23 protein-coding genes are annotated in these 24523 nt (G+C 61.5%); 17 read left to right on the forward strand and 6 right to left on the reverse strand.

Annotated elements, in window-relative coordinates:
• Window positions 1–12: 12 nt before the first annotated feature.
• From accC to ACVWXD_RS21605, 9 genes are all read left to right on the forward strand, one after another.
• Window positions 13–1374 carry an acetyl-CoA carboxylase biotin carboxylase subunit gene (accC, locus tag ACVWXD_RS21565; protein WP_003188188.1) on the forward strand — a complete coding sequence of 454 codons (1362 nt, stop codon included), beginning with the start codon at window positions 13–15 and terminating at the stop codon, window positions 1372–1374.
• A 277-nt stretch (window positions 1375–1651) separates the two neighbouring features.
• Window positions 1652–2530 carry a 50S ribosomal protein L11 methyltransferase gene (gene prmA, locus ACVWXD_RS21570; RefSeq protein ID WP_032890627.1) on the forward strand — a complete coding sequence of 293 codons (879 nt, stop codon included), beginning with the start codon at window positions 1652–1654 and terminating at the stop codon, window positions 2528–2530.
• 30 nt (window positions 2531–2560) lie between these two features.
• Window positions 2561–3793, forward strand: coding sequence for a DUF3426 domain-containing protein (locus ACVWXD_RS21575; protein WP_032890625.1), 1233 nt, complete (start codon window positions 2561–2563; stop codon window positions 3791–3793).
• Window positions 3794–3978: 185 nt separating this feature from the next.
• Window positions 3979–4992, forward strand: coding sequence for a tRNA dihydrouridine synthase DusB (gene dusB, locus ACVWXD_RS21580; protein ID WP_017527884.1), 1014 nt, complete (start codon window positions 3979–3981; stop codon window positions 4990–4992).
• Window positions 4989–5309 (forward strand): DNA-binding transcriptional regulator Fis, encoded by a 321-nt coding sequence (fis, locus tag ACVWXD_RS21585; RefSeq protein WP_032890623.1) that lies wholly within the window; start codon window positions 4989–4991, stop codon window positions 5307–5309. Before dusB ends, fis begins: the two co-directional genes overlap by 4 nt.
• Window positions 5310–5390: 81 nt before the next feature.
• A complete protein-coding gene (purH, locus tag ACVWXD_RS21590; RefSeq protein ID WP_032890621.1) occupies window positions 5391–6998 on the forward strand; it encodes a bifunctional phosphoribosylaminoimidazolecarboxamide formyltransferase/IMP cyclohydrolase in 1608 nt (535 codons plus the stop codon).
• 177 nt (window positions 6999–7175) lie between these two features.
• Window positions 7176–8468: a phosphoribosylamine--glycine ligase gene (purD, locus tag ACVWXD_RS21595; RefSeq protein ID WP_032890619.1), complete on the forward strand. Its 1293-nt coding sequence runs from the start codon at window positions 7176–7178 to the stop codon at window positions 8466–8468.
• Between the two features lie 101 nt (window positions 8469–8569).
• Window positions 8570–11344 (forward strand): hybrid sensor histidine kinase/response regulator, encoded by a 2775-nt coding sequence (locus tag ACVWXD_RS21600; protein ID WP_032890617.1) that lies wholly within the window; start codon window positions 8570–8572, stop codon window positions 11342–11344.
• Window positions 11345–11509: 165 nt separating this feature from the next.
• Window positions 11510–12106, forward strand: a complete 597-nt coding sequence (locus ACVWXD_RS21605; RefSeq protein WP_032890615.1) for a MarC family protein — start codon at window positions 11510–11512, stop codon at window positions 12104–12106.
• Here the strand turns inward: ACVWXD_RS21605 and ACVWXD_RS21610 are convergent.
• The 5 genes from ACVWXD_RS21610 to cobG all read right to left on the reverse strand — a co-directional run bounded on the left by ACVWXD_RS21610 (window position 12103) and on the right by cobG (window position 17393).
• Entirely contained in the window at window positions 12103–12882 is a 780-nt protein-coding gene (locus ACVWXD_RS21610) for a hypothetical protein (protein WP_122764172.1), read from the reverse strand. The genes ACVWXD_RS21605 and ACVWXD_RS21610 overlap by 4 nt on opposite strands.
• Window positions 12883–13116: 234 nt before the next feature.
• Entirely contained in the window at window positions 13117–14754 is a 1638-nt protein-coding gene (gene cobJ, locus ACVWXD_RS21615) for a precorrin-3B C(17)-methyltransferase (protein WP_181644109.1), read from the reverse strand.
• On the reverse strand, window positions 14754–15485 hold the full coding sequence (locus ACVWXD_RS21620; RefSeq protein ID WP_032890609.1) for a precorrin-2 C(20)-methyltransferase: 732 nt from the start codon (window positions 15483–15485) through the stop codon (window positions 14754–14756). Before ACVWXD_RS21620 ends, cobJ begins: the two co-directional genes overlap by 1 nt.
• Window positions 15485–16111 carry a precorrin-8X methylmutase gene (locus ACVWXD_RS21625; protein WP_032890608.1) on the reverse strand — a complete coding sequence of 209 codons (627 nt, stop codon included), beginning with the start codon at window positions 16109–16111 and terminating at the stop codon, window positions 15485–15487. The genes ACVWXD_RS21620 and ACVWXD_RS21625 overlap by 1 nt, the downstream gene beginning before the upstream one ends.
• Window positions 16104–17393 (reverse strand): precorrin-3B synthase, encoded by a 1290-nt coding sequence (cobG, locus tag ACVWXD_RS21630; RefSeq protein ID WP_286819368.1) that lies wholly within the window; start codon window positions 17391–17393, stop codon window positions 16104–16106. Before cobG ends, ACVWXD_RS21625 begins: the two co-directional genes overlap by 8 nt.
• Window positions 17394–17488: 95 nt before the next feature.
• On the opposite strand from cobG, the gene cbiE reads away from it, so the two are divergent.
• The gene (cbiE, locus tag ACVWXD_RS21635) at window positions 17489–18694 is read left to right on the forward strand and encodes a precorrin-6y C5,15-methyltransferase (decarboxylating) subunit CbiE (RefSeq protein WP_181644077.1); all 1206 of its coding nucleotides are present in this window, start codon (window positions 17489–17491) and stop codon (window positions 18692–18694) included.
• Window positions 18691–19410 carry a cobalt-precorrin-6A reductase gene (locus tag ACVWXD_RS21640; protein ID WP_122764176.1) on the forward strand — a complete coding sequence of 240 codons (720 nt, stop codon included), beginning with the start codon at window positions 18691–18693 and terminating at the stop codon, window positions 19408–19410. Before cbiE ends, ACVWXD_RS21640 begins: the two co-directional genes overlap by 4 nt.
• Before the next feature lie 119 nt (window positions 19411–19529).
• On the opposite strand, the gene ACVWXD_RS21645 is transcribed toward ACVWXD_RS21640, so the two are convergent.
• The gene (locus ACVWXD_RS21645) at window positions 19530–19781 is read right to left on the reverse strand and encodes a DUF6124 family protein (RefSeq protein WP_032890602.1); all 252 of its coding nucleotides are present in this window, start codon (window positions 19779–19781) and stop codon (window positions 19530–19532) included.
• Between the two features lie 521 nt (window positions 19782–20302).
• On the opposite strand from ACVWXD_RS21645, the gene ACVWXD_RS21650 reads away from it, so the two are divergent.
• The 6 genes from ACVWXD_RS21650 to ACVWXD_RS21675 all read left to right on the forward strand — a co-directional run bounded on the left by ACVWXD_RS21650 (window position 20303) and on the right by ACVWXD_RS21675 (window position 24522).
• Window positions 20303–20602 (forward strand): type II toxin-antitoxin system RelE/ParE family toxin, encoded by a 300-nt coding sequence (locus ACVWXD_RS21650; protein ID WP_032890654.1) that lies wholly within the window; start codon window positions 20303–20305, stop codon window positions 20600–20602.
• A 3-nt stretch (window positions 20603–20605) separates the two neighbouring features.
• Window positions 20606–20896, forward strand: coding sequence for an addiction module antidote protein (locus ACVWXD_RS21655; RefSeq protein ID WP_032890601.1), 291 nt, complete (start codon window positions 20606–20608; stop codon window positions 20894–20896).
• 97 nt (window positions 20897–20993) lie between these two features.
• The gene (locus ACVWXD_RS21660) at window positions 20994–21389 is read left to right on the forward strand and encodes a DUF2946 domain-containing protein (RefSeq protein WP_095186039.1); all 396 of its coding nucleotides are present in this window, start codon (window positions 20994–20996) and stop codon (window positions 21387–21389) included.
• A gap of 47 nt (window positions 21390–21436) precedes the next feature.
• Window positions 21437–21919 (forward strand): copper chaperone PCu(A)C, encoded by a 483-nt coding sequence (locus ACVWXD_RS21665; RefSeq protein WP_260367372.1) that lies wholly within the window; start codon window positions 21437–21439, stop codon window positions 21917–21919.
• 11 nt (window positions 21920–21930) lie between these two features.
• Entirely contained in the window at window positions 21931–22362 is a 432-nt protein-coding gene (locus ACVWXD_RS21670; protein WP_457371309.1) for a DUF2946 domain-containing protein, read from the forward strand.
• A gap of 93 nt (window positions 22363–22455) precedes the next feature.
• Window positions 22456–24522 (forward strand): TonB-dependent copper receptor, encoded by a 2067-nt coding sequence (locus ACVWXD_RS21675; protein WP_457371310.1) that lies wholly within the window; start codon window positions 22456–22458, stop codon window positions 24520–24522.
• Window position 24523 lies beyond the last annotated feature (1 nt).

The following is a 24523-nucleotide window of genomic DNA, read 5'->3' on the forward strand; positions in this document are numbered from 1 at the left end:
GGAGCGCCTTCGATGTTGAAACCTGCGAAGAAACTGCAAAAAGTCCTGATCGCCAACCGCGGCGAGATCGCGCTGCGGATCCTGCGCGCCTGTAAGGAAGAGGGCATCAAGACCGTCGCTGTTTACTCGACGGCCGATACCGAATTGATGCACGTGAAACTGGCGGACGAAAGCATCTGCATCGGCCCGCCACTGGCCACGAACTCGTACCTGAAAGTCTCGAACATCATCGCCGCGGCTGAAGTGACCGGCGCTGATGGTATCCACCCGGGCTACGGCTTCCTCGCGGAAAACGCCGATTTCGCCGAACAGGTGGAGAAATCCGGGTTTGCCTTCATCGGCCCTAAAGCCGAAACCATTCGCCTGATGGGCGACAAGGTATCGGCCAAGGACGCCATGATCGCAGCCGGCGTGCCAACCGTTCCTGGTTCCGACGGCCCACTGCCTGAAGACGAGGAAACCGCTCTGCGCATTGGTCGCGAAGTCGGTTACCCAGTGATCATCAAGGCCGCCGGTGGCGGTGGTGGTCGCGGCATGCGCGTGGTGCACAAGGAAGAAGACCTGATCGAAGCGGCCAAGCAGACCCGTTCCGAAGCGGGTGCCTGGTTCGGCAACCCGATGGTCTACCTGGAAAAGTACCTGACCAACCCACGTCACGTGGAAGTGCAGGTTCTGTCCGACGGCCAAGGCCACGCCATCCACCTGGGCGACCGCGATTGCTCGCTGCAACGTCGTCACCAGAAGGTGTTGGAAGAAGCGCCGGCACCAGGCCTGGATGAAAAGGCTCGCCAGGAAGTTCTGGCTCGCTGCGTCAAGGCGTGCATCGACATCAACTACCGTGGCGCCGGTACCTTCGAGTTCCTCTACGAAAACGGCCGCTTCTACTTCATCGAGATGAACACTCGTGTGCAGGTAGAGCACCCGGTTTCGGAGATGGTCACCGGTATCGACATCGTCAAGGAGATGCTGAGCATCGCCGCTGGTAACGTGCTGTCCTTCACCCAGGACGACGTGAAGATGCATGGCCACTCCCTGGAGTGCCGCATCAACGCCGAAGACCCGAAAACCTTTATCCCAAGCCCTGGTCTGGTCAAGCATTTCCACGCGCCCGGCGGCAACGGCGTACGTGTGGATTCGCACCTGTACAGCGGCTACAAGGTTCCGTCCAACTACGACTCGCTGATCGGCAAGCTGATCACCTGGGGCGCCACCCGCGACGAGGCCATGGCCCGTATGCGTAACGCCCTGGACGAAATCGTGGTTGACGGCATCAAGACCAACATCCCGCTGCATCGGGACCTGGTTCGTGATGAAGGCTTCTGCGAAGGTGGTGTGAACATTCACTACCTGGAACACAAACTGGCCAACCAGTAAGTGCTCCACCCAACAAAACCGCCTTCGGGCGGTTTTGTTGTTTCTGCACACCTGTTTTCCAGGATGCACACAGTCCAAATGTGTGAGGGGGCTTGCTCCCGATAGCGGTGGATCAGTTACAGATACTGAGGCTGGCACACTGCAATCGGGAGCAAGCCCCCTCCCACATTTGGTCCGCATTCACTCAGTAATGTCGTCTTATGCTGTTCGCTCGCGTAAACTTGCGCGCTTTCGCGACCTCGCTCGTCGCACACTCATTTTTTCAAAGGTGCCCGCCATGCCTTGGCTGCAAGTCCGTCTCGCCATCAGCCCAGAACAAGCCGAAACCTACGAAGACGCTTTCCTCGAAGTGGGCGCCGTCTCGGTGACCTTCATGGACGCCGAAGACCAACCGATCTTCGAACCGGAACTCAACACCACCCCGCTGTGGTCCCACACTCACCTGCTGGCCCTGTTCGAAGACGGCACCGATGCCGCCGCCGTGCTGGCCCATATGGAACTGCTCACCGGCGGCCCGCTGCCTGAGCATCACAGCGAAGTGATCGAAGACCAAGACTGGGAGCGCAGCTGGATGGATAACTTCCAGCCGATGCGTTTCGGTCAGCGTCTGTGGATCGTGCCGAGCTGGCATGCCGCCCCAGAGCCTGACGCGGTCAACCTGCTGCTCGACCCCGGCCTAGCGTTCGGCACCGGCACCCACCCCACCACCGCACTGTGCCTGGAATGGCTCGACGGCCAGGACTTGACGGACAGCAACGTGCTGGACTTCGGCTGCGGCTCGGGGATCCTGGCGATTGCCGCCCTGCTGCTGGGCGCCAAGGAAGCCGTGGGCACCGATATCGACGTGCAGGCCCTGGAAGCCTCCCGCGATAACGCCGGGCGCAACAACATTCCTGAAGGCAAATTCCCGCTCTACCTGCCTGAAGACCTGCCGCAGGTACAGGCCGATGTGCTGGTGGCGAATATCCTCGCCGGGCCGCTGGTTTCCCTGGCACCGCAACTGTCGAGCCTGGTTAAGCCGGGTGGGCGTCTGGCGCTGTCGGGCATCCTTGCCGAGCAAGGCGAAGATGTCGCTGCCGCCTATGCCCAGGATTTCGAGCTGGATCCGATCGCTAACCGCGATGGCTGGGTACGCATCAGCGGGCGTCGGCGCTAGAATGAGCGCTTGCCTGAATCGGATGGCCGCATGACCGACAGTTTCGTCACCCAGTGCCCGCATTGCCAAACACGCTTTCGCGTCAACCACGCTCAATTGAGCGTGGCCCGTGGCGTGGTGCGCTGCGGCTCGTGCCTGCAAGTGTTCAACGCGGCTCGCCAGTTGCTGGAGCAGCGCGCCCATGCGCCGGAGCCTGAACAACCGGTGATCGCGCTGCCCCCTGAGGCACCGCGCGCCATCAGCCAAAAGCAATGGACCGCCGAAGAGCTGGACCTCGACAACCTGGACCTGGACGAAGAACTGGCCAAGCTGGAGCGCCGCGAGATTCAGCACACGCTGCCCGTGGGCGCGGAGCGTCGCCAACCGGGTGCCGAGCGCAGGCAGAAAGAAGACGCCCTTAGCGCCAGCCGCGAGACCGTCAAGGCCGAAGAAGAAAAATGGGCCGCCAGCCTGTTCAGCGAGCCGCCTGAAGAGCGCACCAACGTCTCGGAAGACGAGCCGGAATCGACCAAAGTCCCAGCAACCAAGCAGCGCACCGAACCGTCCATGTCGCATCACATCGACACTATCGACGACGAAACGCCGTTGCGCGCTTCGCCCGATGATGACGACATCGACCCACCGTTCACCCCGCTCACCCAGTCAGCGGACGAACCGGAACCCGAAGAGCGCCCCCAGTTTCGCCGCAAACGCCCACGCCCCGAGGCCGGCGTTCACGACGACCTGCTTCAGGACCTCGAAGACGATCCGCTGCACCTGTACGCACAAAAACGCCCGCAGGGCTTGGGCCGCCGCCTGATCTGGATGCTGCTGGTGCTGATCGCCGCGGCCGGTCTGGCAGGCCAGTACATTGCCTACCAATTCGACGACCTGGCCCGCCAGGACGCTTACCGCCCATGGTTCCAGCAACTGTGCCCCACACTGGGCTGCACTGTGCCGTCACGGGTCGATATCGCCCATATTAAGAGCAGCAACCTGGTGGTGCGCAGCCACCCGGAATTCGCGGGAGCGCTGGTGGTGGATGCGATCATCTATAACCGCGCGACGTTCTCCCAGCCCTTTCCGCTGCTGGAGCTGCGTTTTGCCGACCTCAATGGCAGCCTGATTGCCAGTCGTCGCTTCAAACCCGCCGAATACCTCAGCGGCGAGTTGGCCGGTGTTAGCGAAATGCCATCTCAGACCCCGATCCATATCTCCCTGGACATCCTTGATCCGGGCAACAAAGCCGTGAATTACAGCCTGAGCTTCCACTCGCCCGAGTGAGGCGACCCATGCGCCGAAGCTTGACGGTGGATTATTGACTCGGCGCCGCGCATCCAAACCGGTGGCGATAAAGAAATAACTGTTCAGATTTTATCCAATCCAGCCTTTATCCAGTCATCGAGAGCGGGTATCATGCCAACCCTTTTTCGAACTCTAATGATCCGGCCCCACAACAGGGAAGTCCTATGTCGGCGGTACGCATCGGCCCATATACATTGCAGAACGGCTTGATCCTCGCCCCAATGGCGGGCGTCACCGACCAGCCCTTTCGTCAGCTGTGCAAGCGTTTGGGCGCGGGTCTTGTAGTCTCGGAAATGGTCACCAGCGACATGAGCTTGTGGAACACCCGCAAATCGCGGATGCGCATGATCCACGAAGGTGATCCCGAGCCCCGCTCGGTACAGATCGCCGGCGGTGATGCGCAGATGCTGGCGGATGCGGCCCGAGCCAATGTGGAGTTGGGCGCACAGATTATCGACATCAACATGGGCTGCCCGGCCAAGAAGGTCTGCAACAAGGCCGCCGGTTCCGCACTATTGAAAGATGAGCAGTTGGTTGCCGAGATCCTGCAGGCCGTTGTCGCCGCAGTGGATGTGCCGGTAACCCTGAAGATTCGTACCGGCTGGGACCGGGACAACAAAAACGGCCTGACGGTGGCGAAGATCGCCGAACAGGCAGGCATTACAGCGCTGGCAGTGCATGGCCGCACACGCGCCGATCTATACACCGGTGAAGCCGAGTACGACACCATCGCCGCAATCAAGCAGGCAGTGTCGATGCCCGTGTTTGCCAATGGCGACATCGACTCAGCCGAAAAAGCCCGGCGCGTGCTGCACGCCACCGGTGCCGATGGTTTGTTGATTGGCCGGGCCGCCCAGGGGCGTCCATGGATTTTTCGTGAGATCGAACATTTTCTGCGTACCGGTGAAGTCTTGCCTGCGCCGGAGTTGGTCGAGGTGGAACGTATTCTGCTTGAGCATCTGGCTGCACTTCACACCTTCTATGGAGACGTGATGGGCGTGCGCATTGCTCGCAAGCATGTGGGTTGGTATCTCGCAACCCTGCCGGGCGCCAGGGAGTTTCGCGCCGGGTTCAATCGTTTGGATGAAACGCAAGCACAGGTCACCGCCGTTCGTGAGTTTTTTGCCGAGCGAGACAAGAGCCTGAGAGCAGGGGACGGAGAAGGGGTGGCCGCATGACGATGATGACCGAGACTTTAGTGAGTGGAACAACACCCGTGAGCGACAACGTCAATTTGAAACAGCACCTCAACACGCCGAGCGAAGAAGGCCAGACCCTTCGCGGGAGTGTCGAGAAGGCGCTGCATAATTATTTCGCCCACCTTGAGGGCGCTTCCGTCACGGACGTGTACAACCTGGTGCTCTCCGAAGTCGAGGCGCCCTTGCTCGAATGCGTGATGAACTACGTCAAGGGCAACCAGACCAAAGCCAGTGAGCTGCTGGGCCTCAACCGTGGCACCCTGCGTAAAAAGCTCAAACAATACGATTTGCTGTAAGCATTCAATCCAACCAGAAAGGCGCCCGCGTAAAACCGGTCGCCTTTTTTGCTGACTCCTTTGCTTTTGATGGAAATTGAAATGACCGACCAGACTACCCGCCTGCCGATCCGCCGCGCCTTGATCAGTGTCTCCGACAAGACCGGGATCCTCGAATTTGCCCGGGAGCTGGAAGCCCTGGGCGTGGAAATCCTCTCCACAGGCGGGACCTTCAAACTGCTGCAGGACAACGGCGTGGCCGCAGTAGAAGTCGCGGACTACACCGGTTTCGCAGAAATGATGGACGGTCGGGTCAAGACCCTGCATCCGAAAATCCACGGCGGCATCCTCGGCCGTCGCGGCATCGACGACGCCATCATGACCGAGCACGGCATCAAGCCGATTGACCTGGTAGCGGTTAACCTCTACCCGTTCGAAGCCACCATCAACAAGCCAGGCTGCGATCTGCCGACCGCCATCGAGAACATCGATATCGGCGGCCCGACCATGGTTCGTTCGGCAGCCAAGAACCACAAAGACGTGGCCATCGTGGTGAACGCCGGTGACTACGCCCAAGTACTGGAAAGCCTGAAAGCCGGCGGCCTGACCTACGCCCAGCGCTTCGACCTGATGCTCAAGGCGTTCGAACACACCGCCGCCTACGACGGCATGATCGCCAACTACATGGGCACCGTGAACCAGGCCGCCGAGACCTTGAGCACAGAAGGCCGCAGCCAGTTCCCGCGCACCTTCAACAGCCAGTTCATCAAGGCCCAGGAAATGCGCTACGGCGAGAACCCGCACCAGAGCGCGGCGTTCTACGTGGAAGCCAAACCTGCCGAAGTGGGTATCGCCACTGCGACCCAACTGCAAGGCAAAGAACTGTCCTACAACAACGTGGCCGACACCGACGCCGCGCTGGAATGCGTGAAGAGCTTCGTCAAGCCGGCCTGCGTGATCGTCAAGCACGCCAACCCATGTGGCGTGGCCGTGAGCCCGGACGCGGAAGGCGGCATCCGCCAGGCGTACGAACTGGCCTACGCCACCGACACCGAGTCGGCGTTCGGCGGCATCATTGCCTTCAACCGTGAGCTGGACGCCGAGACCGCCAAGGCCATCGTCGAGCGTCAGTTCGTTGAAGTCATCATCGCCCCTTCCGTCAGCGAAGAAGCCCGCGCCATTGTGGCTGCCAAAGCTAACGTGCGTCTGTTGGCCTGCGGTGAGTGGTCGGCTGACCGCGCCGCAGCCTGGGACTACAAGCGCGTCAATGGCGGCTTGCTGGTACAGAGCCGCGACATCGGCATGATCGGCAGCGAAGACCTGAAAGTGGTGACCAAGCGCGCCCCTACCGAGCAAGAGATCAACGACCTGATCTTCGCCTGGAAAGTCGCCAAATACGTTAAATCCAACGCCATCGTCTACGCCAAGAACCGTCAGACCATCGGTGTCGGCGCTGGCCAGATGAGCCGCGTGAACTCGGCGCGTATCGCCGCGATCAAGGCTGAGCACGCTGGTTTGCAGGTTGTAGGTTCGGTGATGGCATCCGATGCGTTCTTCCCGTTCCGTGACGGCTTGGACAATGCAGCCAAGGCCGGCGTAACCGCCGTTATCCAACCGGGCGGCTCGATGCGCGACGCAGAGGTTATCGCCGCTGCTGATGAAGCTGGCATCGCCATGGTCTTCACCGGCATGCGCCACTTCCGTCACTAAACACCACTGCTTTCCTACTGTAGGAGCGAGCGGGACGCCTAGTTCTTGCTCGCGAAAAGCCCGAGAACGCCACGGGGAGTCAGATGCCCCCCGTTATCGTTGACGATCTTCGCGAGCAAGAACTAAGCGTCACCCTCGCTCCTACAGAAAGCACAGCGTTTCACAGAGGTTTTTGAAATGAATGTTTTGATCATTGGCAGCGGTGGCCGTGAACACGCCCTGGCCTGGAAAGTTGCCCAGGACCCACGTGTCCAGAAAGTTTTCGTAGCACCCGGCAACGCCGGTACGGCCATTGAAGCCAAGTGCGAAAACGTCGCCATCGACGTGCTGGCCCTTGAGCAACTGGCCGACTTCGCCGAGAAAAACGTCTCCCTGACCATCGTCGGTCCGGAAGTGCCATTGGTGGCGGGTGTTGTGGACCTGTTCCGCAGCCGTGGCCTGGACTGCTTCGGCCCTACCGCTGGCGCTGCCCAGTTGGAAGGTTCCAAGGCTTTCACCAAGGATTTCCTGGCACGCCACAAAATCCCGACCGCCGACTACCAGAACTTCACCGAGATCGAGCCGGCCCTGGCTTACCTGCGTGAAAAAGGTGCGCCAATCGTGATCAAGGCCGATGGCCTGGCCGCCGGTAAAGGCGTGATTGTCGCCATGACCCTGCAGGAAGCCGAAGACGCCGTGCGCGACATGCTCGCCGGTAATGCCTTTGGTGACGCCGGTTCGCGCGTGGTCATCGAGGAATTCCTCGACGGCGAAGAAGCCAGCTTTATCGTGATGGTCGATGGCAAGAACGTACTGCCGATGGCCACCAGCCAGGATCACAAGCGCGTCGGCGACGGCGACAGCGGTCCGAACACCGGCGGCATGGGCGCCTACTCCCCTGCCCCGGTGGTCACCAGCGAAGTGCATCAACGCGTGATGGACCTGGTGATCTGGCCGACCGTGCGTGGCATGGCCGATGAAGGCAATGTCTACACCGGTTTCCTCTACGCCGGTCTGATGATCGACAAGGCCGGTAACCCGAAAGTCATCGAGTTCAACTGCCGCTTCGGCGATCCGGAAACCCAACCGGTGATGCTGCGCCTGCAATCGAGCCTGGTGCTGCTGGTGGAAGCCGCCCTGGCTCAAGCCCTGGACAAGGTTGAAGCACAATGGGATCCACGCCCGAGCGTTGGCATTGTGCTGGCGGCCGGCGGTTACCCTGCCGACTACGCCAAGGGCGATGTGATTGAAGGCCTCGACGCTGCCGCTGTGCTGGAAGGCAAGGTGTTCCATGCGGGCACCGCGCTCAAGGATGGCAAGGTAGTGACCGCCGGTGGCCGTGTACTGTGCGCCACGGCAATGGGTGCCAGTGTCGACGCTGCGCAGCAACAGGCTTATGCACTGGCCAAGAAGATCGACTGGAAAGGTTGCTTCTATCGCACGGACATCGGCTACCGCGCCATTGCCCGCGAGCGTGGCGAAACCCAGTAACACTAGCTATCCGTTCGGTTAGGCAAGGGCCCAAGGCCCTTGCCGTATAAGGCTGCCCCGCGCATAGTTAACCGTGCATCAACCTACGAAGGGATTTCGCCGTGCGCTGGCTCAGGATCGCCATAGGTTTCACTGTCAGTCTGCTGACGCTGCTCTGCTTGCTCCCGGCCCAGGCCGCCGCGCAAGGCAGTGGCTGGGCAGTATTGCTTGATGAACAGGCCGACCTGCAACTGAGCGACATCCGTTCGCCCCGCTACACCAATCAATTCAGCCCCATCGAACTGGACCGCGTTACTGCTGCGCAGCCGGACGGTGCGTTGTGGGTGCGGTTCAAGCTGCAACCCGGCAAGCACGAACAAGTGCTGCGGATATTCGCTCCGGACCTGTCGCACCTGAGCCTCTACGTGCTGGACGGCGACACACTGGTCGAGCAACAGAGCACCGGCACCCGCCAGCCCCAGTCGGAACGCCCGTTACCCAGCAGCGACTTCATGCTACCGATGCCCCAGAGCCAGAAACCTCTTGAGGTCTACCTGCGTCTGGTGTCGGAACACGAACTTCGCCCCTATATCACCCTGGAACCGGCCGTGCTGGTCGCCGCCGACCAGACCCAGACGCTGATCTACGGCCTGCTGTTCGGCTGTCTGTTGATGCTGATCCTGCACAACCTCACACGCTTCGCTTACCACCGCTCGCGCAGCAGTCTATGGCTGGCAGCATCCGAACTGTTGTTGATGCTCAGCCTGGCGCTGCTGCTCAACTTGGTGGGCCCATGGCTACCGAATTGGCACGGGATTCAGACCCCTGGCGCCTACCTGGCCCTGCTGCTGACCGCACCGTGCGGGCTGATGTTCGCCTATCGTTTCTTCATGCCCCTGGGTCCACACCCGCTGAACAAATTGTTGATGGCCGATATCCTGTTTATCGTGCTGTGTGGCCTGCTGCTGTTGTTCGTCAACACCCTGCCGCTGAACATCATGACCTACGCGCTGGTGGCGCTGGCGGGCCTGAGCATGCTGTTTGTCTCGTCATATCACTGGCAGAAAGGCTACCGCCCGGCACGCTTGTTCGTAGCCGGCATGGTGGTGTTCAACATTGGCACGCTGATTATCCTCCCCGCGTTGCTGGGTCTGACGATGGTGTCGCCCCAGGGGTTGATCATCACGCTGCTGGCGTTCATCTGCCTCAGCGGTCTGTTGATGAGCCTGGCCATGGGCGAGCGCCAGCGCGCGATTGTTGAGGCTCGCTTCAGCCTCAGTCGCGACCTGGCCGCCAGCAACGCCGAGATTGCCGCCAAGGCCGAGTTCCTGGCCAAGATCAGCCACGAAATCCGTACCCCCATGAACGGCGTGCTGGGCATGACCGAGTTGCTGCTGGGCACGCCGTTGTCGGTGAAGCAGCGCGACTACGTGCAGACCATCCACAGCGCCGGCAACGAGTTGCTCACACTGATCAACGAAATCCTCGATATCTCCAAGCTCGAATCCGGCCAGATCGAGTTGGATGACGTGCAGTTCGATCTCAATGCCCTGATTGATGACTGCCTGAGCATCTTCCGCGCCAAGGCCGAGCAGCAGAATGTCGAGTTGATCAGCTTTATCCAGCCCCAAGTGCCGCGAGTCATCAGCGGTGACCCCACACGCCTGCGCCAGGCGCTGCTGAGCCTGCTGGAAAACGCCCTGCACAAGACCGATGAAGGCGAAGTGCTGATCGTCGTTGCCCTGGACGACCGCAGCACCAAGCCACGCCTGCGCATTGCCGTGCAGGACAGCGGCCTGCCGATGGAGGCCGCCGAGCGCGACGCGCTGCTGCACAGCGAACTGCACAGCAAGAACTTCCTCTCGGCCACTCGCCTGAGCGGCCACTTGGGCCTGGTGATCGCACGCCAACTGATCATGCTGATGAACGGCGAGTTCGGCATCAAGAGTGGCAGCCATCAAGGCAGCACGTTGTGGCTGACCCTGCCGCTGGACCCGGAACGCCTGGAACACCCTACCTCCGACCTCGATGGCCCGCTCAAGGGCGCGCGCGTGTTGGTGGTGGACGACAACGACACCTGCCGCAAAGTGCTGGTGCAGCAGTGCACGGCCTGGGGCCTGAACGTCAGCGCGGTGCCATCGGGCAAGGAAGCCCTGGCATTGCTGCGCACCAAGGCGCACCTGCGTGATTACTTCGACGTGGTGCTGCTGGACCAGAACATGCCCGGCATGACCGGCATGCAACTGGCGGCGAAGATCAAGGAAGACCCGAGCCTGAATCACGACATTCTGCTGATTATGCTCACCGGCATCAGCAACGCGCCAAGCAAGGTCATCGCGCGCAACTGTGGGATCAAACGCATCCTCGCCAAGCCGGTCGCCGGTTACACGCTCAAGACCACCCTGGCCGATGAACTGACTCAACGCAGCAAAGGCGGTGTGCAGCCTCGCCCAGTGTTGAACGCCCCGGCTGCGGTGATCGTACCGAGCGATTTCAAAATCCTGGTGGCCGAAGACAACAGCATCTCAACCAAAGTGATTCGCGGCATGCTCGGCAAACTCAACCTCAACCCGGACACCGCCAGCAACGGCGAAGAAGCGCTGGAAGCGATGAAGGCCCAGCGCTACGACCTGGTGTTGATGGATTGTGAAATGCCGGTCCTCGATGGCTTCTCGGCCACCCAGCAGCTGCGTGCGTGGGAAGTCAGCCACCAGCGCATTCGCACACCGGTAGTGGCGCTCACGGCGCATATCCTCTCGGAACACAAAGAACGCGCACGCCAGGCAGGGATGGATGGGCATATGGCCAAGCCGGTGGAATTGTCGCAGCTGCGTGAGCTGGTGGAGTTTTGGGTGGCACAGCGTCAGCAGCGGGCGGAACACAGCACGGTTTCATGATCTGGAATGCAATGCCAATGTAGGTGGGGGCTTGCCCCCGATGGCGGTGGTTCAGTGACAGGTAATCTGACTGTTACACCGCCATCGGGAGCAAGCCCCCTCCCACATTTGAAGCCTATCGCCTGATAGACTCTCCCCCACTTTTCCTGCCGCGAGCCACTCCCCATGCTCCACGTGTTATTCAGCGTCTACCTGAAAATGCTGGTGCTCTACAGCCCGTTCTTCGTGCTGTCCTGCTTTATCAGCCTGACCCGTGGCTACTCCAGCAAAGAGCGCCGACGCCTGGCCTGGAAAGTGGCGCTGGCGACCCTGGTGTCGAGCGTATTGCTCTATCTGTTCGGCCGGGTGATTTTCAGTGTGTTCGGCATCACCGTGGATGCGTTTCGCATCGGTGCCGGCAGTGTGTTGTTTATTTCGGCCCTGGGCATGGCCCAAGGCAAGTCAGCGGTGCAGACCGACAACGTGCAGCAGGACGTGACCATCGTGCCGCTGACCATTCCCCTCACCGTCGGCCCCGGCACTATCGGTGCGTTGCTGGTGATGGGCGTCAGCCAGCCCCATTGGGATGACAAGATCACTGCCATCCTCAGCATCGCCCTGGCCAGCTTCACCGTTGGCGTGGTGCTGTACCTGTCCAACCGTATTGAACGCATTCTCGGTGACCAGGGCTTGCAGATTGTCAGCCGGTTGATGGGGTTGTTCGTGTGCGCCCTCGCCGCGCAAATTATCTTTACCGGCGTGCGTGGTTATCTGGTGCCCTAAATCCGGTACTTGGCAATTGCCAACTGCACTTTGTCGCCCGCACTCTCACGCATCAATTGGATGGTTTTTTCGTTGACCACCGAGGTATTCAGCACCAAGCAGGTTTGCCCGCTGAAGGCCTCGACCGAGGAGCTGTCCCATTCAAGGAACGGCAACCCCACCTGCTTACTCACGCTCTGAGTGCTGTAAGTCACCAGCACCATTGTCAATTCGCCGTCCGCTTCTACGCAGGACGCCAGGCCGAAATCACCGCCCTGGTGCATCGTACTGTTGCGTTTGAACAGCTCAAAGGACGCCGGTTGTTGCTTCATGGCCTCCAACGCATCGGCCGCCAGTTTAGGCAGCGCCGTGATCAATGGTCCCGAAACCGACATCGATGCCAGCATCGTGGCGATGATATTCAGGGCCGCCAACTGCACCGACAAACCCTTGCCCGAATGTGAGACCCGCTCGAAACGGCTGCGCACCGGCAGCCAACCCAGGCTGATCATCACCTTGATAAATTCGTCGTACCAGGCCTCGGTACCTCGGTGAATCTTCAATACATCGCTGACGTAGCTGCTGGCCAACAAATAGCTTTTGCGGATGTATTCCCGGCTCAGGCCGGACAGCCCCTCGGCAAACGACATGACGCTGTTGTTCACCACGGCAGCGTTGCAATCATCCTCGGCATTGATCGCCAGGGACGGCTGCTTGCCCGGCGCACCCGGCAGTTTGTAGGCGGCGATCAACTTGCGCCTTTTCGTACTGTTGATCCTTTTGTGTTGTCGCTCCATTTCAGTTCTCCACAAGCACCCCACATGGGGCTTGCTTGAACACTAGTCCAGGGGGCGATGGGCTTTCCAGACGACAAACATCCCTTGGCCAGACACGCCAACCAACCCACCCCAGCAATCACGCGGTGGCCCCGTGAGCGCTCGGTTTTTCCTCGTGTAAAAAAGAAAAAGCCCCGAACAACAGCAGAACAATCACTGCGTCATTCGGAGCTTTCCAGCAGCCAAAAGGCCGTTTCAGGAGACGGGTTTTTCGCCGTACCAGCGAGGCGTATATACCCACTCACCACCACTGGCACGGGGGAATGTGCAGGTGGTGGACGAGCCGATCAGCACCATGGTGCGCATGTCCACTTGGTCAGGCGTGAGTTGCCCAAGGGTGGTGACACGCAATGTCTGGCCCGGCCGGCCGATATCGCGGCCCAGCACCACCGGTGTTTGCGGCGTACGGTGCAGCGCGACGATTTCCAGGGCGCGGCCCAACTGCCACGGGCGTGACCGCGAGATCGGGTTATAGAACGCCAGGGCCAGGTCAGCCTGGGAAGCCAGATCCAGGCGTTTCTCGATGATCGACCACGGCTTGAGGTTGTCCGACAGCGACATGACGCAGAAATCATGGCCCAACGGCGCACCCGCCTGAGCTGCGGTGGCCAGAGAGGCCGAGACACCGGGCAGGATTTCCAGGTCGACCTGATGCCAGGCAGGATCGCTGGACTCGTGCAACGCCTCGATCACCGCCGCCGCCATGGCGAACACGCCAGGGTCACCGGACGACACCACCACCACCGAACGCCCTTGGGCGGCCAGCTCGAAGGCATGGCGCGCGCGCTGCATTTCTTCGCGATTGTCGGTGCAGTGCTGAACCTGATCGGCGCGAAATGGCCCGGCCATGCGCACGTAGGTTTCATAGCCCAGCACATCGGTGCAACGTGCCAGTTCGGCTTTCACCGCCGGCACCATCAATTCGGCGGCGCCGGGGCCCAGGCCGATCACGGCAAGGCGGCCACGCGGGCGGCCAACGCGCGGCAGGTCTAACGGCTGCTCGGCAACGTCAATCACGATGTCGGCATCCTGGATAACCCTGGTGAAACGCAACGGCACTCCCAATGCCGATGCGGCTTCATGCAGCGACGCCTCGGCCATCTGCGTGTCGCTGGCCAGCAGGCACGCCAGGGATTGCACGGCGATGCCGGCATCATGCAAAGCCCCTCGCACTCGCGCAGCCAAATCCGCACCCGGCTTGCAGGTGACAGATACCGTCTTCGGATAGATCAGCAATTCATTGGCCGCCGGCACGCGCTCGGCAGTGCCCACGTGAATCGCCAAACGGGCTTGCTGGTCTTGCGGCAAATTCGCTTGATCCAGCCACGGCGCCGCGCCTTCGATACGCACGCGTTCGCCGGCCAGCAGGTCGGACACGAAGCGCTTGCCCAGCTCCAGATCCGCCAGTTCATAACCCGCAGGCGGGTTGAGCAAACAAGTGCCGAAACGCAGCTCGCCACTGGTGGTGATCGCAGCCGCCACGTTGAGTGCGGCCGCGATGTCCCGCGCCATCACGTTCACACCGCCCAGGCCACCGAGCAACGGCACCACGGCGCTGCCATCTTCCGCCACGGCCAGCACGGCAGGTTCTTCGCCTTTTTCCAGCAGCAGCGGCGCCAGGGTGCGGATCACGATACCGGCGGCGCACAGGGCAATCAGCGGCGTGCCTTGCTGATACAACTGACGCAAGGTGGCGCCGAATTCGCTATAAGCCTGGTCCGCACCTTCAACCCGTCCGGCCAAGCCGTGGATCACTGCGCCGGGGTACACCTGCTGGATCTTGCGCGCGGTCGCCAGGCTGCCCTGGCCGAGGATGACAATTGCCGGATTTATCACCCTTGCCACCGTTCACCGGGCACGATGATCAGCGAGAAGTACGGTGAGGACGACGGGTCAACCTGATCCAGTGGCACGATCTTCTGGTTGGCCATGGTGGCGCGCTCCACATACAACGCGCGCTCGGCCAGGCCGAGTTCTTCCAACACTTGGCGCACCTTGGGGAAGTTGCGGCCCAGTTTCATGATCACCGCCGCGTCGGCATCCGCCAGGCGGCGCTTGAGGTCTTCATGGGGCAGCACACCCGAGAGCACCGACAGGCTCTGGTTGCGGTACACCAACGGCGCGCCCAGCACGGACGCGCCACCGAGCATCGAGCACACCCCCGGAATGACCTGCGCTTCGTAGCGCTCGGCCAAACGGTCGTGCAGGTACATGTAGGAGCCGTAGAAGAACGGATCGCCTTCGCAGATCACCGCCACATCGCGGCCGGCGTCCAGGTGCGCGGCCACGTCGATGCTGGCGGTGTCGTAGAAATCGCTGATCACTTGCTCGTAGGACAGCGGCGCCGGCAGTGCCTCGGTGGTCACCGGGTACACCAGCGGCATCAGGGTCTGTTGCGGCACCAAGTGGTCCTCGATGATGCCGAACGCGTTGCCCTTCTTGCCCTTGGCGACGAAGTACGCCACCACTGGCGATTCACGCAGCAGGCGCAGGGCCTTGAGGGTGATCAGCTCCGGGTCGCCGGGGCCGACGCCCAGACCGATCAAACGTCCGCGTGCCTGCATTATTCGACCTCCGTGGCGAGTGCATTGACCGCCGCAGCGGCCATGGCGCTGCCGCCCAGGCGGCCTTGCATGATCACGAACGGCACACCACGGCTGTCAGCGGCCAGCATCGCCTTGGATTCGGCAGCACCGACAAAACCCACGGGGAAACCGAGGATCAACGCCGGTTTCGGTGCGCCGGCGTCGAGCATTTCCAGCAGGTAGAACAACGCGGTCGGCGCGTTGCCGATCACCACCACGCTGCCTTCCAGGTGCGGGCGCCACAGCTCCAGGGCAGCGGCGGAACGGGTGTTGCCCAGCTCGCGCGCCAGTTGCGGCACGCTGTCATCGCGTAGGGTGCAGATCACCTCGTTGTTGGCCGGCAGGCGCGCGCGGGTCACGCCTTCGGAGACCATCCGCGCATCACACAGAATCGGCGCGCCAGCGGCCAGCGCATCGCGCCCGGCCTTGCCGGCGCCTTCGGAGAATTGCAGGCCGTCGATGGCGTCGACCATGCCGCAGGCATGAATCACCCGCACCGCGAGTTTTTCCAAATCAGCCGGGATACGGTCCAACTTGGCTTCCGCGCGAATAATGGCGAAGGAGTTGCGATAGATCTCCTGACCGTCGCGGATGTAATCAATCATCGGTGTTGCTCCGTGGACGAGCGCGCAACAGGGCGCTCGCCGCTTCAATGGAAAGAGTGCGCGCGTGCAGCCGGCCGAAACCTGGGTGGGCTGCATCGCGAAAATAGAGGTCGTAGTGGCCGGGGCTCACCGCCAGCAAGGTGACCGGCGCAGTGTGCGCGGCGGCGCAGGAGCGCGGGCAGCCGGTCAGGTGCACGTCATGGTCGAGTTGCTGCGCAGCCAGTTGCAGGGCATCGGCCTTGGTATCGGCCAGGGCCTTGGCGCAGCCGCTGGAACCGGTGCAGGCGGTCAGGCGCGCCAGCGGTTGGTCGATGGTGCAAAGAAAGCCCAACTGCGCCAAGCGCTCGGTCACGGCGTGAGGTTTTTCGACGTTGGGCAACAGCACGCCTTGCCAGGGGGTGAAGCGCAAGGTGCCGTCGCCATAGTCGCGGGCGAGTTGTGCGGCGCCCTTGAGCATCGTCGAATCCAGGCGACCCAAGGGCGCGATAGCAGCGACATAGAACTGATTTTTTTGAGGCTGTGGATAAGTGCCAAGGTGCAGTAAAGCGCCACTGGGCGGGCGTTTGAAGCCATCGATCGGCAGCAGCGGCAGGCGCAGATGGCTCAGTAAGTTATCCACAGGCAAATGGCGCATGCGTGTTTGTTCTGGGGTGGCCAGGTCGAGAAAGGCTTCCAGCACGGCCACCACCAGCGCGTGGCCCTGATCCAATGGCACAGCTGCCAATGGCGCATCCAGGCCCGGACAGCCGGCCAGACCGAACGCGAGCAGCGTCTCGCCATCGCGCAGGAACGCCGACAGCCACAGATCGTGATGATGTTCGAGCATCGCCAGATCCTCACCGCCATCCAACTGCACGGCGAACTTCGCCGACAACTCATGGAAACGCGGGTGGTTTTGCAGGGTGGCGAGGATCTGCTCGGCCAGCGGGCGGGTGTCGAACAGCATCTGCGGGTCGATGCCGGCGCTGGGGCTGAGCATCAGATTGCGCACATCGTCACCGGCGGCGTTGCTCGGGCCGAGGCCTGCGGCCAGCAGCATGGCAATCAGCGCATCCTGCTCGGCGCCGATCCCGCGTATTTGCAGATTGGCGCGGTTAGTCGCCTCGATCACCCCGCCGGCATAGGCCTGGGCGGCATCGGCCACAGCGTCGGCTTGGGCTGAGGTGATCGAACCACCGGCCAATTTGATTCGGCAGATACCGCCATCCAAGGCCTGGACGATACGCAGCAACCCCGGACAAGCCGAGGGGCGCAAGGTATTCAGAGCGGGCGTTGGGTTCACGGGGCTACCGGTTCACAGGTAAAGGCGCGGTATTATGCCTGCTTTGTCCGGCGGCATGAAAAGCCTGCCCGTCGGATGTCGCTCAAGGAATGGATATGTCGCCCTGGCTGACGGTTGTAGGCATCGGTGAAGACGGCTTCAAGGGCCTGGGCAGAAATGCCCGGCATGCCCTGCTGCGCGCCACGCGGATTATAGGTGCTCAGCGCCAGTTGGACCTGTTGCCGGTGTGTATTCGCGGCGAGCGCCAAGTGTGGCCGAGCCCGTTTTCCCTTGAGCCGGTGCTGACGCAGCGCGGTACGCCTGTGTGTGTGCTGGCCAGCGGCGATCCGATGTTCTATGGCGTGGGGGCCAGTCTGGCGCGGCAGGTCGCGGCTGAAGAACTGCTGATTTTACCGGCGCCGTCGTCGGTGTCGTTGGCGGCAGCGCGGCTGGGCTGGCCGTTGCAGGAAGTGGTGACGTTATCCGTGGTGGCCCGACCGTTGGCGGCGATCAATGCGCATCTGGCCACGGGGGTGCGGTTGCTGGTGTTGAGCAATGACGGCAGCAGTCCTGCGTTGATTGCTTCGTTGCTGGCTGAGTCCGGGTTTGGGCCCAGCCGGTTGAGCGTGTTTGAACACCTGGGCGGTGTCGACGAGCGGCGCATCGATGGCTTGGCTGATGATTGGCAACACGCGCGCGTCGCTGATTTGAACCTGATCGCCATCGACTGCCTGGCCTGCAGCGACACACCGCGTCTGTCGCGCCTCGCTGGCCTGCCCGATTCCGCCTTCCACCACGACGGCCAACTGACCAAACGCGATGTGCGCGCCATGACCCTCGCCCGCCTCGCCCCGATGCCCGGCGAACTGCTGTGGGACGTGGGCGCGGGCAGCGGCTCCATCGGTATCGAATGGATGCGCGCTCACCCGAGCTGCCGCGCATTGGCGATTGAAGCCGACGCAGGCCGCCAGGGCCTGATAGAACACAACCGCGACGCCCTCGGCGTGCCCGGTCTGCAACTGATTTGCGGCAAAGCGCCGGACGCCTTGCATGGTCTGGAGGCACCGGACGCCATCTTCATCGGCGGCGGCGTCACCCGCGACGGCGTGCTCGACACCTGCTGGCAACACCTGCGCCCCGGCGGTCGGCTCGTCGCCAACGCCGTGACCCTGCAAAGTGAAATGACCCTGATGAACTGGCGCGCTCAACATGGCGGCGAACTGACGCGCATCCACGTCGCTCAGGCCCAGCCGCTGGGTGAATTCGATACGTGGCGGCAGGCGCTTCCGATCACCTTGCTGGAAGTGGTCAAGCCGCGATGAAACGGATTCTGCTGTTGGGTGGCGTGACCGAAGCGCTCGCCATCGCTCGCACGTTGGGCCCGGAGCATATCTACAGCCTGGCGGGCGTGGGCCGTGTGCCAACGGATCTCACCTGCCAAGTGCGTGTCGGCGGTTATGGCGGCGCCGAAGGATTGGCGCAATTTGTTCGCGACGAACAGATCAGCCTGATCCTCGACGCGACCCATCCGTATGCGGCGCAGATCAGCCGCAATGCCGCCGAGGCGGCAAAGGTGTGCGGTGTGCCGTGCTGGGCATTACGTCGCCCGGCGTGGCAACCGCAGGCCGGTGACGATTGGCGTGAGGTCAGTGACTGGGCCGAGTTGATTACGGCGTTGAAACCCTTCAAGCGCCCGCTGTTCACCTTAGGCCGCGAGCCATTGCAGCATCTTGATGAAATCCCCGCCGACCAGTTCTGGACGCTGCGCGCGCTGGATGTGTATCCGGGCAATGAGCGGTGTGAAGTGATCGGCGCCCGTGGACCGTTTTTGATTGAAGACGAGCGGGTGTTGTTTGAACGGCGTGGGATTGATGTGCTGATCAGCAAGAACAGTGGCAGCACAGCCACCGAGCCCAAGCTGGAAGTGGCGCGCGAGCGTGGAGTGCCGGTGTTGGTGTTGAAGCGGCCGGTGTTGGCGGCGGTGGACCGGGAGTTCCCAACGGTGGCGGCGGCACTGCAGGCAATCCACTCGCCTTGAACACCGAAGTTCAAATGTGGGAGGGGGCTTGCTCCCGATTGCAGTAGATCAGCCAATAAATCAGTGACTGACACACCGCAATCGGGAGCAAGCCCCCTCCCACATTTTGAACTGCATTGTTAGCTGCTTGCGGCGGACACCTGCCCAACGCCGCTGTGTACACGATCAGCCAACAACTGCGCCAGCTCAATCAACTGCGCAACGCCCAGCAACTCCTCTCGTTTTCGACCTTCCAGATCAAACGCCAAGTCACAACTCAGCGCGTTAGCCGAGGCGAGTGTTTCGCTGAGGTTGACCAACAGGTCTTCGGTGCTGATGCCATCGGCCACGGTGAAGAGCCGGACGGGGGGATTTGGGGTGGGCTTAATCATTGTGAAGCTCCTTAGGAAAGTGGAGCTGCCACTGATTCGCCGCGACGCGATAGGGTGGCAGCTGTACGCAGGTTCGCGGACCGGTCCTAAGGCAACCCGGCATACCCGAAGGTATCCCGCGCACAGCCACCATTGCGCCGCACAGTAGACGATAAAAAAGCGCCAACTGAAAGCAGACGATGACGCTCAGCGTCCATAGGAACCCGGGCCGCGACGCCCGTCCGCTGCGTTTGCAGCGGTGCGCGGAGACTAGAGACCGAGTGTCCTAGGGACAACCTCAAATCCCTGTCGGAAATTTCTGCTTGTACGAATAACTAGCCAAACGACTAGCTATTTGGCCTCCCTCCAAAAAGTCGATTCCCCCTACAAACACTTCCGAACCAGCTGGCTGGCTCAGCCAAAAGCCCCCGCCCTAACCTCCACCCTCGCGGTTTTGGGTTAACTCCCCGCGAGGGGGCACGCCGTTTCGACAACGTGTCACAGCTTGCCATTTTGTATCCTGAGGAATACGATCCGTGACAATTGAGTTCAATGAAACCACTGAGTTTGTCAAATGGTTGGAAGCAGTTCGGGACCCGTTCGTAAAAGTTCGCGTAATCAAGAGAGTGCGAATGGCTGAAGCCGGAAATTTTGGTGACTGCGAGTCAGTGGGGGATAGCGTGTTTGAAATGCGGATCCATTACGGCCCAGGATATCGCGTTTACTTCACCCGCCGAGACGAGGTGGTTTATCTGTTGCTAATCGGCGGTGACAAATCAACACAGAGCAGAGACATCAAACGTGCAAAGCAAATCGCAATAAATTTTGGTAGCGAGGAATAAATTATGAGCGAGTCCTTTACCCGCTTCGATGCGGCAAAATATCTGAAAACCCCTCTGGAGATGGCTGCATATTTAGAGACCTGCTTTGAGGATGATGCTGGTGATGGTCTATTGATTCGTACCGCTCTCAACGATATCGCCCGCGCCCAAGGCATGACCCAGGTAGCCCGCGACGCCGGCCTCGGAAGAGAAAGTCTATACAAAGCCCTCTCCAGCAATGGCAATCCCGAGTTCGCGACTATCATGAAAGTCATGAAGGCTTTGGGCCTCAAGCTTCACGCCACAGCGATCTGATAGCACTGCGACACCAAACCACACCACCGCTTTTTACTTATCCCCCCCGATCAGGCTAAATACCCGCCTGATCGTTTAACCCTACGGATTGTCCGCCATGGCCCGTCAACGCTTTGCAATTGCCTGGATCGCCTGCCTTGCAGTGCTGTTCAATGCGTTTGCCATGCCGATGGCCAGTGCGATGCAGCAGGCGGATGACCCGGTCAAGCAATTGCTCTGGGGCAGTTTCTGTTCTTCCAATGGTGCGAGTCTCAAGACCATCGCCCTGGGCAAACTGGAGATTCCGGCGCCGCAGCAGGATGATCACTCCACCATGCAGCATTGCTGGTGTTGCTCAGGTTCGGCGCCGTTGGTGGCCTTGCCAGGGCATGTGCCCCAGTTGTATGTCACGCGGTTCGATGCGTTCCAGAATCTGCCGTCGTCTTCGCCCCAGCAACCCACCCCGCGCCAGCAATGGCCGAGCCTCAACCCCCGCGCGTCTCCAACGGTCTGATTGTCTTCGCAAGTGAACTGCGTTTAGAACCGTTCTGGAGAACTGCCATGCTCAAATCTTCCCTGCTTCTGGCCGCGTTGTTGCTGCCGGTGTTCAGTGCCGCCAATGCCGAGGACTACAAAGCCGGCGACTTGCTGGTCAGCGATCCCTGGTCCCAGGAATTGCCACCCAATGCACCCACCGTCGCTGCGTATTTCGTGATTCACAACACCGGTGCTGAGCCGGATCGCCTGGTCGGCGTCGCCACGCCGGTGGCCGAGAAGGCCGAGTTGCATGAGCATGTGATGCAGGGTGACTTGATGAAGATGCAACAAGTACCGAGCGTCACCGTGCCAGCCAAAGGTGACCTGACCTTCGCGCCCATGGCCTATCACGTGATGCTGCTGGGTCTCAAAGACCGCAGACTGTTGGCCGATGGCAAGCAATTCCCCCTGATCCTGACCTTTGAAAAAGCTGGCAAGGTCGAGGTGGAAGTGTCCGTACAGAAAGTACCGCCGATGGCCGGCCACGAGCATAAGCACGCTCAATAGGCCAACACTCGATGGGCGCCCCTCGCGCCAGGCTCTCTCCACACCACCGCGTGAAGCGCGGCAGTTGGATCAGCCTGTTTGCCATGCTGATGATCTTTATCGGTCCGCTGATTTCCCAAGCGATGCCGATGGATCATCACGCCGGTGTGTCGATGTCGATGTCGATGTCGATGTCGATGCCAATGAGCATGTCCATGGACATGCCGGGCGAGCATGGCGAATCCCATCACCCTAAAGCCCCCGACGAACATCACGCGCTCTGGGCCAAGTGCGGTTACTGCGACCTGCTGTTCAGTTGCCCCGCCCTGCCCGGCAGCGTCTCCTACGTCACCCTCAACACCCCGCCGCCGGCCAATGCGCTCACCCCCGCTACGCGCCTGGGTCATGCCCGGCAGAGCATCTTCCCCGGCGCCCGCAGCCGTGCGCCGCCCATCGCCTCGTAAACCCTAAGCACCGTTACTTCACCCCGGCCGACTTTAGACAGACAGCCGCAGGCTGCTGGCCGTGTTGTTTACGATTGATTGATGGAATTTGTCATGTCCAGGTTTTCTGCTGACACCCGTTTGGGATGTACCCCTGTGCTCGCCGTTTTATGCGGCGCCCTGCTGACGCCTCAGGCCCATGCCGAAGAGCATGAACATGAACTGAGCCCCACTGTGATCACCGCGATTGCGCCCAGCTCCCCCCTGACCGTGGTCACGAACCCGAAAGACCCGCGCCAACCGGTGCCCGCCAGCGATGGTGGCGACTACCTCAAGACCATCCCCGGCTTCGCCCTGGTGCGCAATGGCGGCACCAATGGCGACCCGGTGCTGCGTGGCATGTTCGGCTCGCGCCTGAATATCCTCACCAACGGCAGCATGATGCTCGGCGCCTGCCCAGGACGCATGGACGCACCCACTTCGTATATTTCCCCGGAAACCTACGACACCCTCACGGTGATCAAAGGCCCGCAAACCGTACTCTGGGGGCCAGGCGCCTCGGCCGGTACCATCTTGTTCGACCGCGAGCCCGAGCACTTCGGCGAATTGGGCACACGGTTCAACGCGAGTGTGCTGGCAGGCTCCAATGGGCGTTTCGACAAGGTCATCGATGCCGCTGCCGGTGGGCCTCTGGGCTATGTGCGGGTGATCGGCAACCAGGCCCATGCCGACGATTACAAAGACGGCAACCACGACACCGTTGCTTCGCGCTACGACAAGTGGAACGGCGACGTGGCCGTGGGTTTCACCCCCGACGCCGACACCCTGCTAGAACTCACCGCCGGCCGTGGCGACGGCGAGGCGCGCTACGCCGGACGCGGCATGGACGGTTCACAGTTCCTGCGCGAAAGCCTCGGGCTGCGTTTCGAGAAGTCCAATATCGGTGAGGTGCTGGATAAGGTCGAGGCGCAGGTCTACTACAACTACGCCGACCATGTGATGGACAACTACAGCCTGCGCACGCCGTCGGGCACCGGGATGATGGCCGGGCCGATGGCCTCCAACGTTGACCGTCGAACCCTCGGTGCGCGGATCAAGGCCACTTGGCGCTGGGCCGATCTGCAGTTGATCGGCGGCCTGGATGCGCAGACCAATGAACACCGCCAACGCAGCAGCATGGGCATCGACACCTACAAAGAGTTGCCCAAGGTCAAGGACGCCAACTTCCACAACTACGGCGTGTTCGGCGAACTGACCTGGTACGCCGCCGACCGCGATCGACTGATCACCGGCGCACGTCTGGACCGCGCCTCGGCCAAGGACTTCCGGCAAACCACCGGCTCCGGGATGAATGCACGCGCCAACCCGACCGCCGACGACACCCGCGCCGATACCCTGCCCTCGGGCTTTATGCGCTACGAGCACGACCTGGCCGACAGCCCCACCACCCTCTACGCCGGTCTGGGCCACTCGCAACGCTTCCCGGATTACTGGGAGTTGTTCTCTCCCTACACCGGCGCGGTCGGTTCGGCGAATGCCTTCGACGGCGTGAAACCGGAGAAGACCACCCAACTCGACTTCGGCGCGCAATACAAAGCAGACGACCTTGAGGCCTGGGCTTCTGGCTACATCGGGCAAGTGCGTGACTTCATCCTGTTCGACTACCGGCCGGGCATGATGGGCACCACCTCCCAGGCCCGCAACGTCGATGCTCGCATCATGGGCGGTGAAGTGGGCGCGGCGTACAAGCTGACCCGTCATTGGAAAGCCGACGCGACCCTCGCCTACGCCTGGGGCAAGAACAGCAGCGACGGCAAGGCCCTGCCACAAATGCCGCCCCTGGATGCACGCGTGGGCCTGACCTACAGCGAAGACGACTGGAGTGCGGGCGCGCTGTGGCGAGTGGTCGCCGCGCAGAACCGTATCGATCAGAACAAGGGCAACGTGGTCGGCAAGGACTACGACAAGAGCAGCGGCTTTGGCGTGTTCTCGCTGAACGGCGCCTATCGCATCACAAAAAACGTCAAGGTCAGCACCGGCGTCGACAACCTGTTCGGCAAGGCCTACGCCGAGCATTTGAACCTCGCGGGCAATGCCGGCTTCGGCTACCCGGCCAACGACCCGCAAGCCATCAAGGAGCCGGGGCGAACCCTCTGGACTAAAGTCGACATGAGTTTCTAAA

The organism is Pseudomonas sp. TE3911 (genome assembly GCF_054062775.1).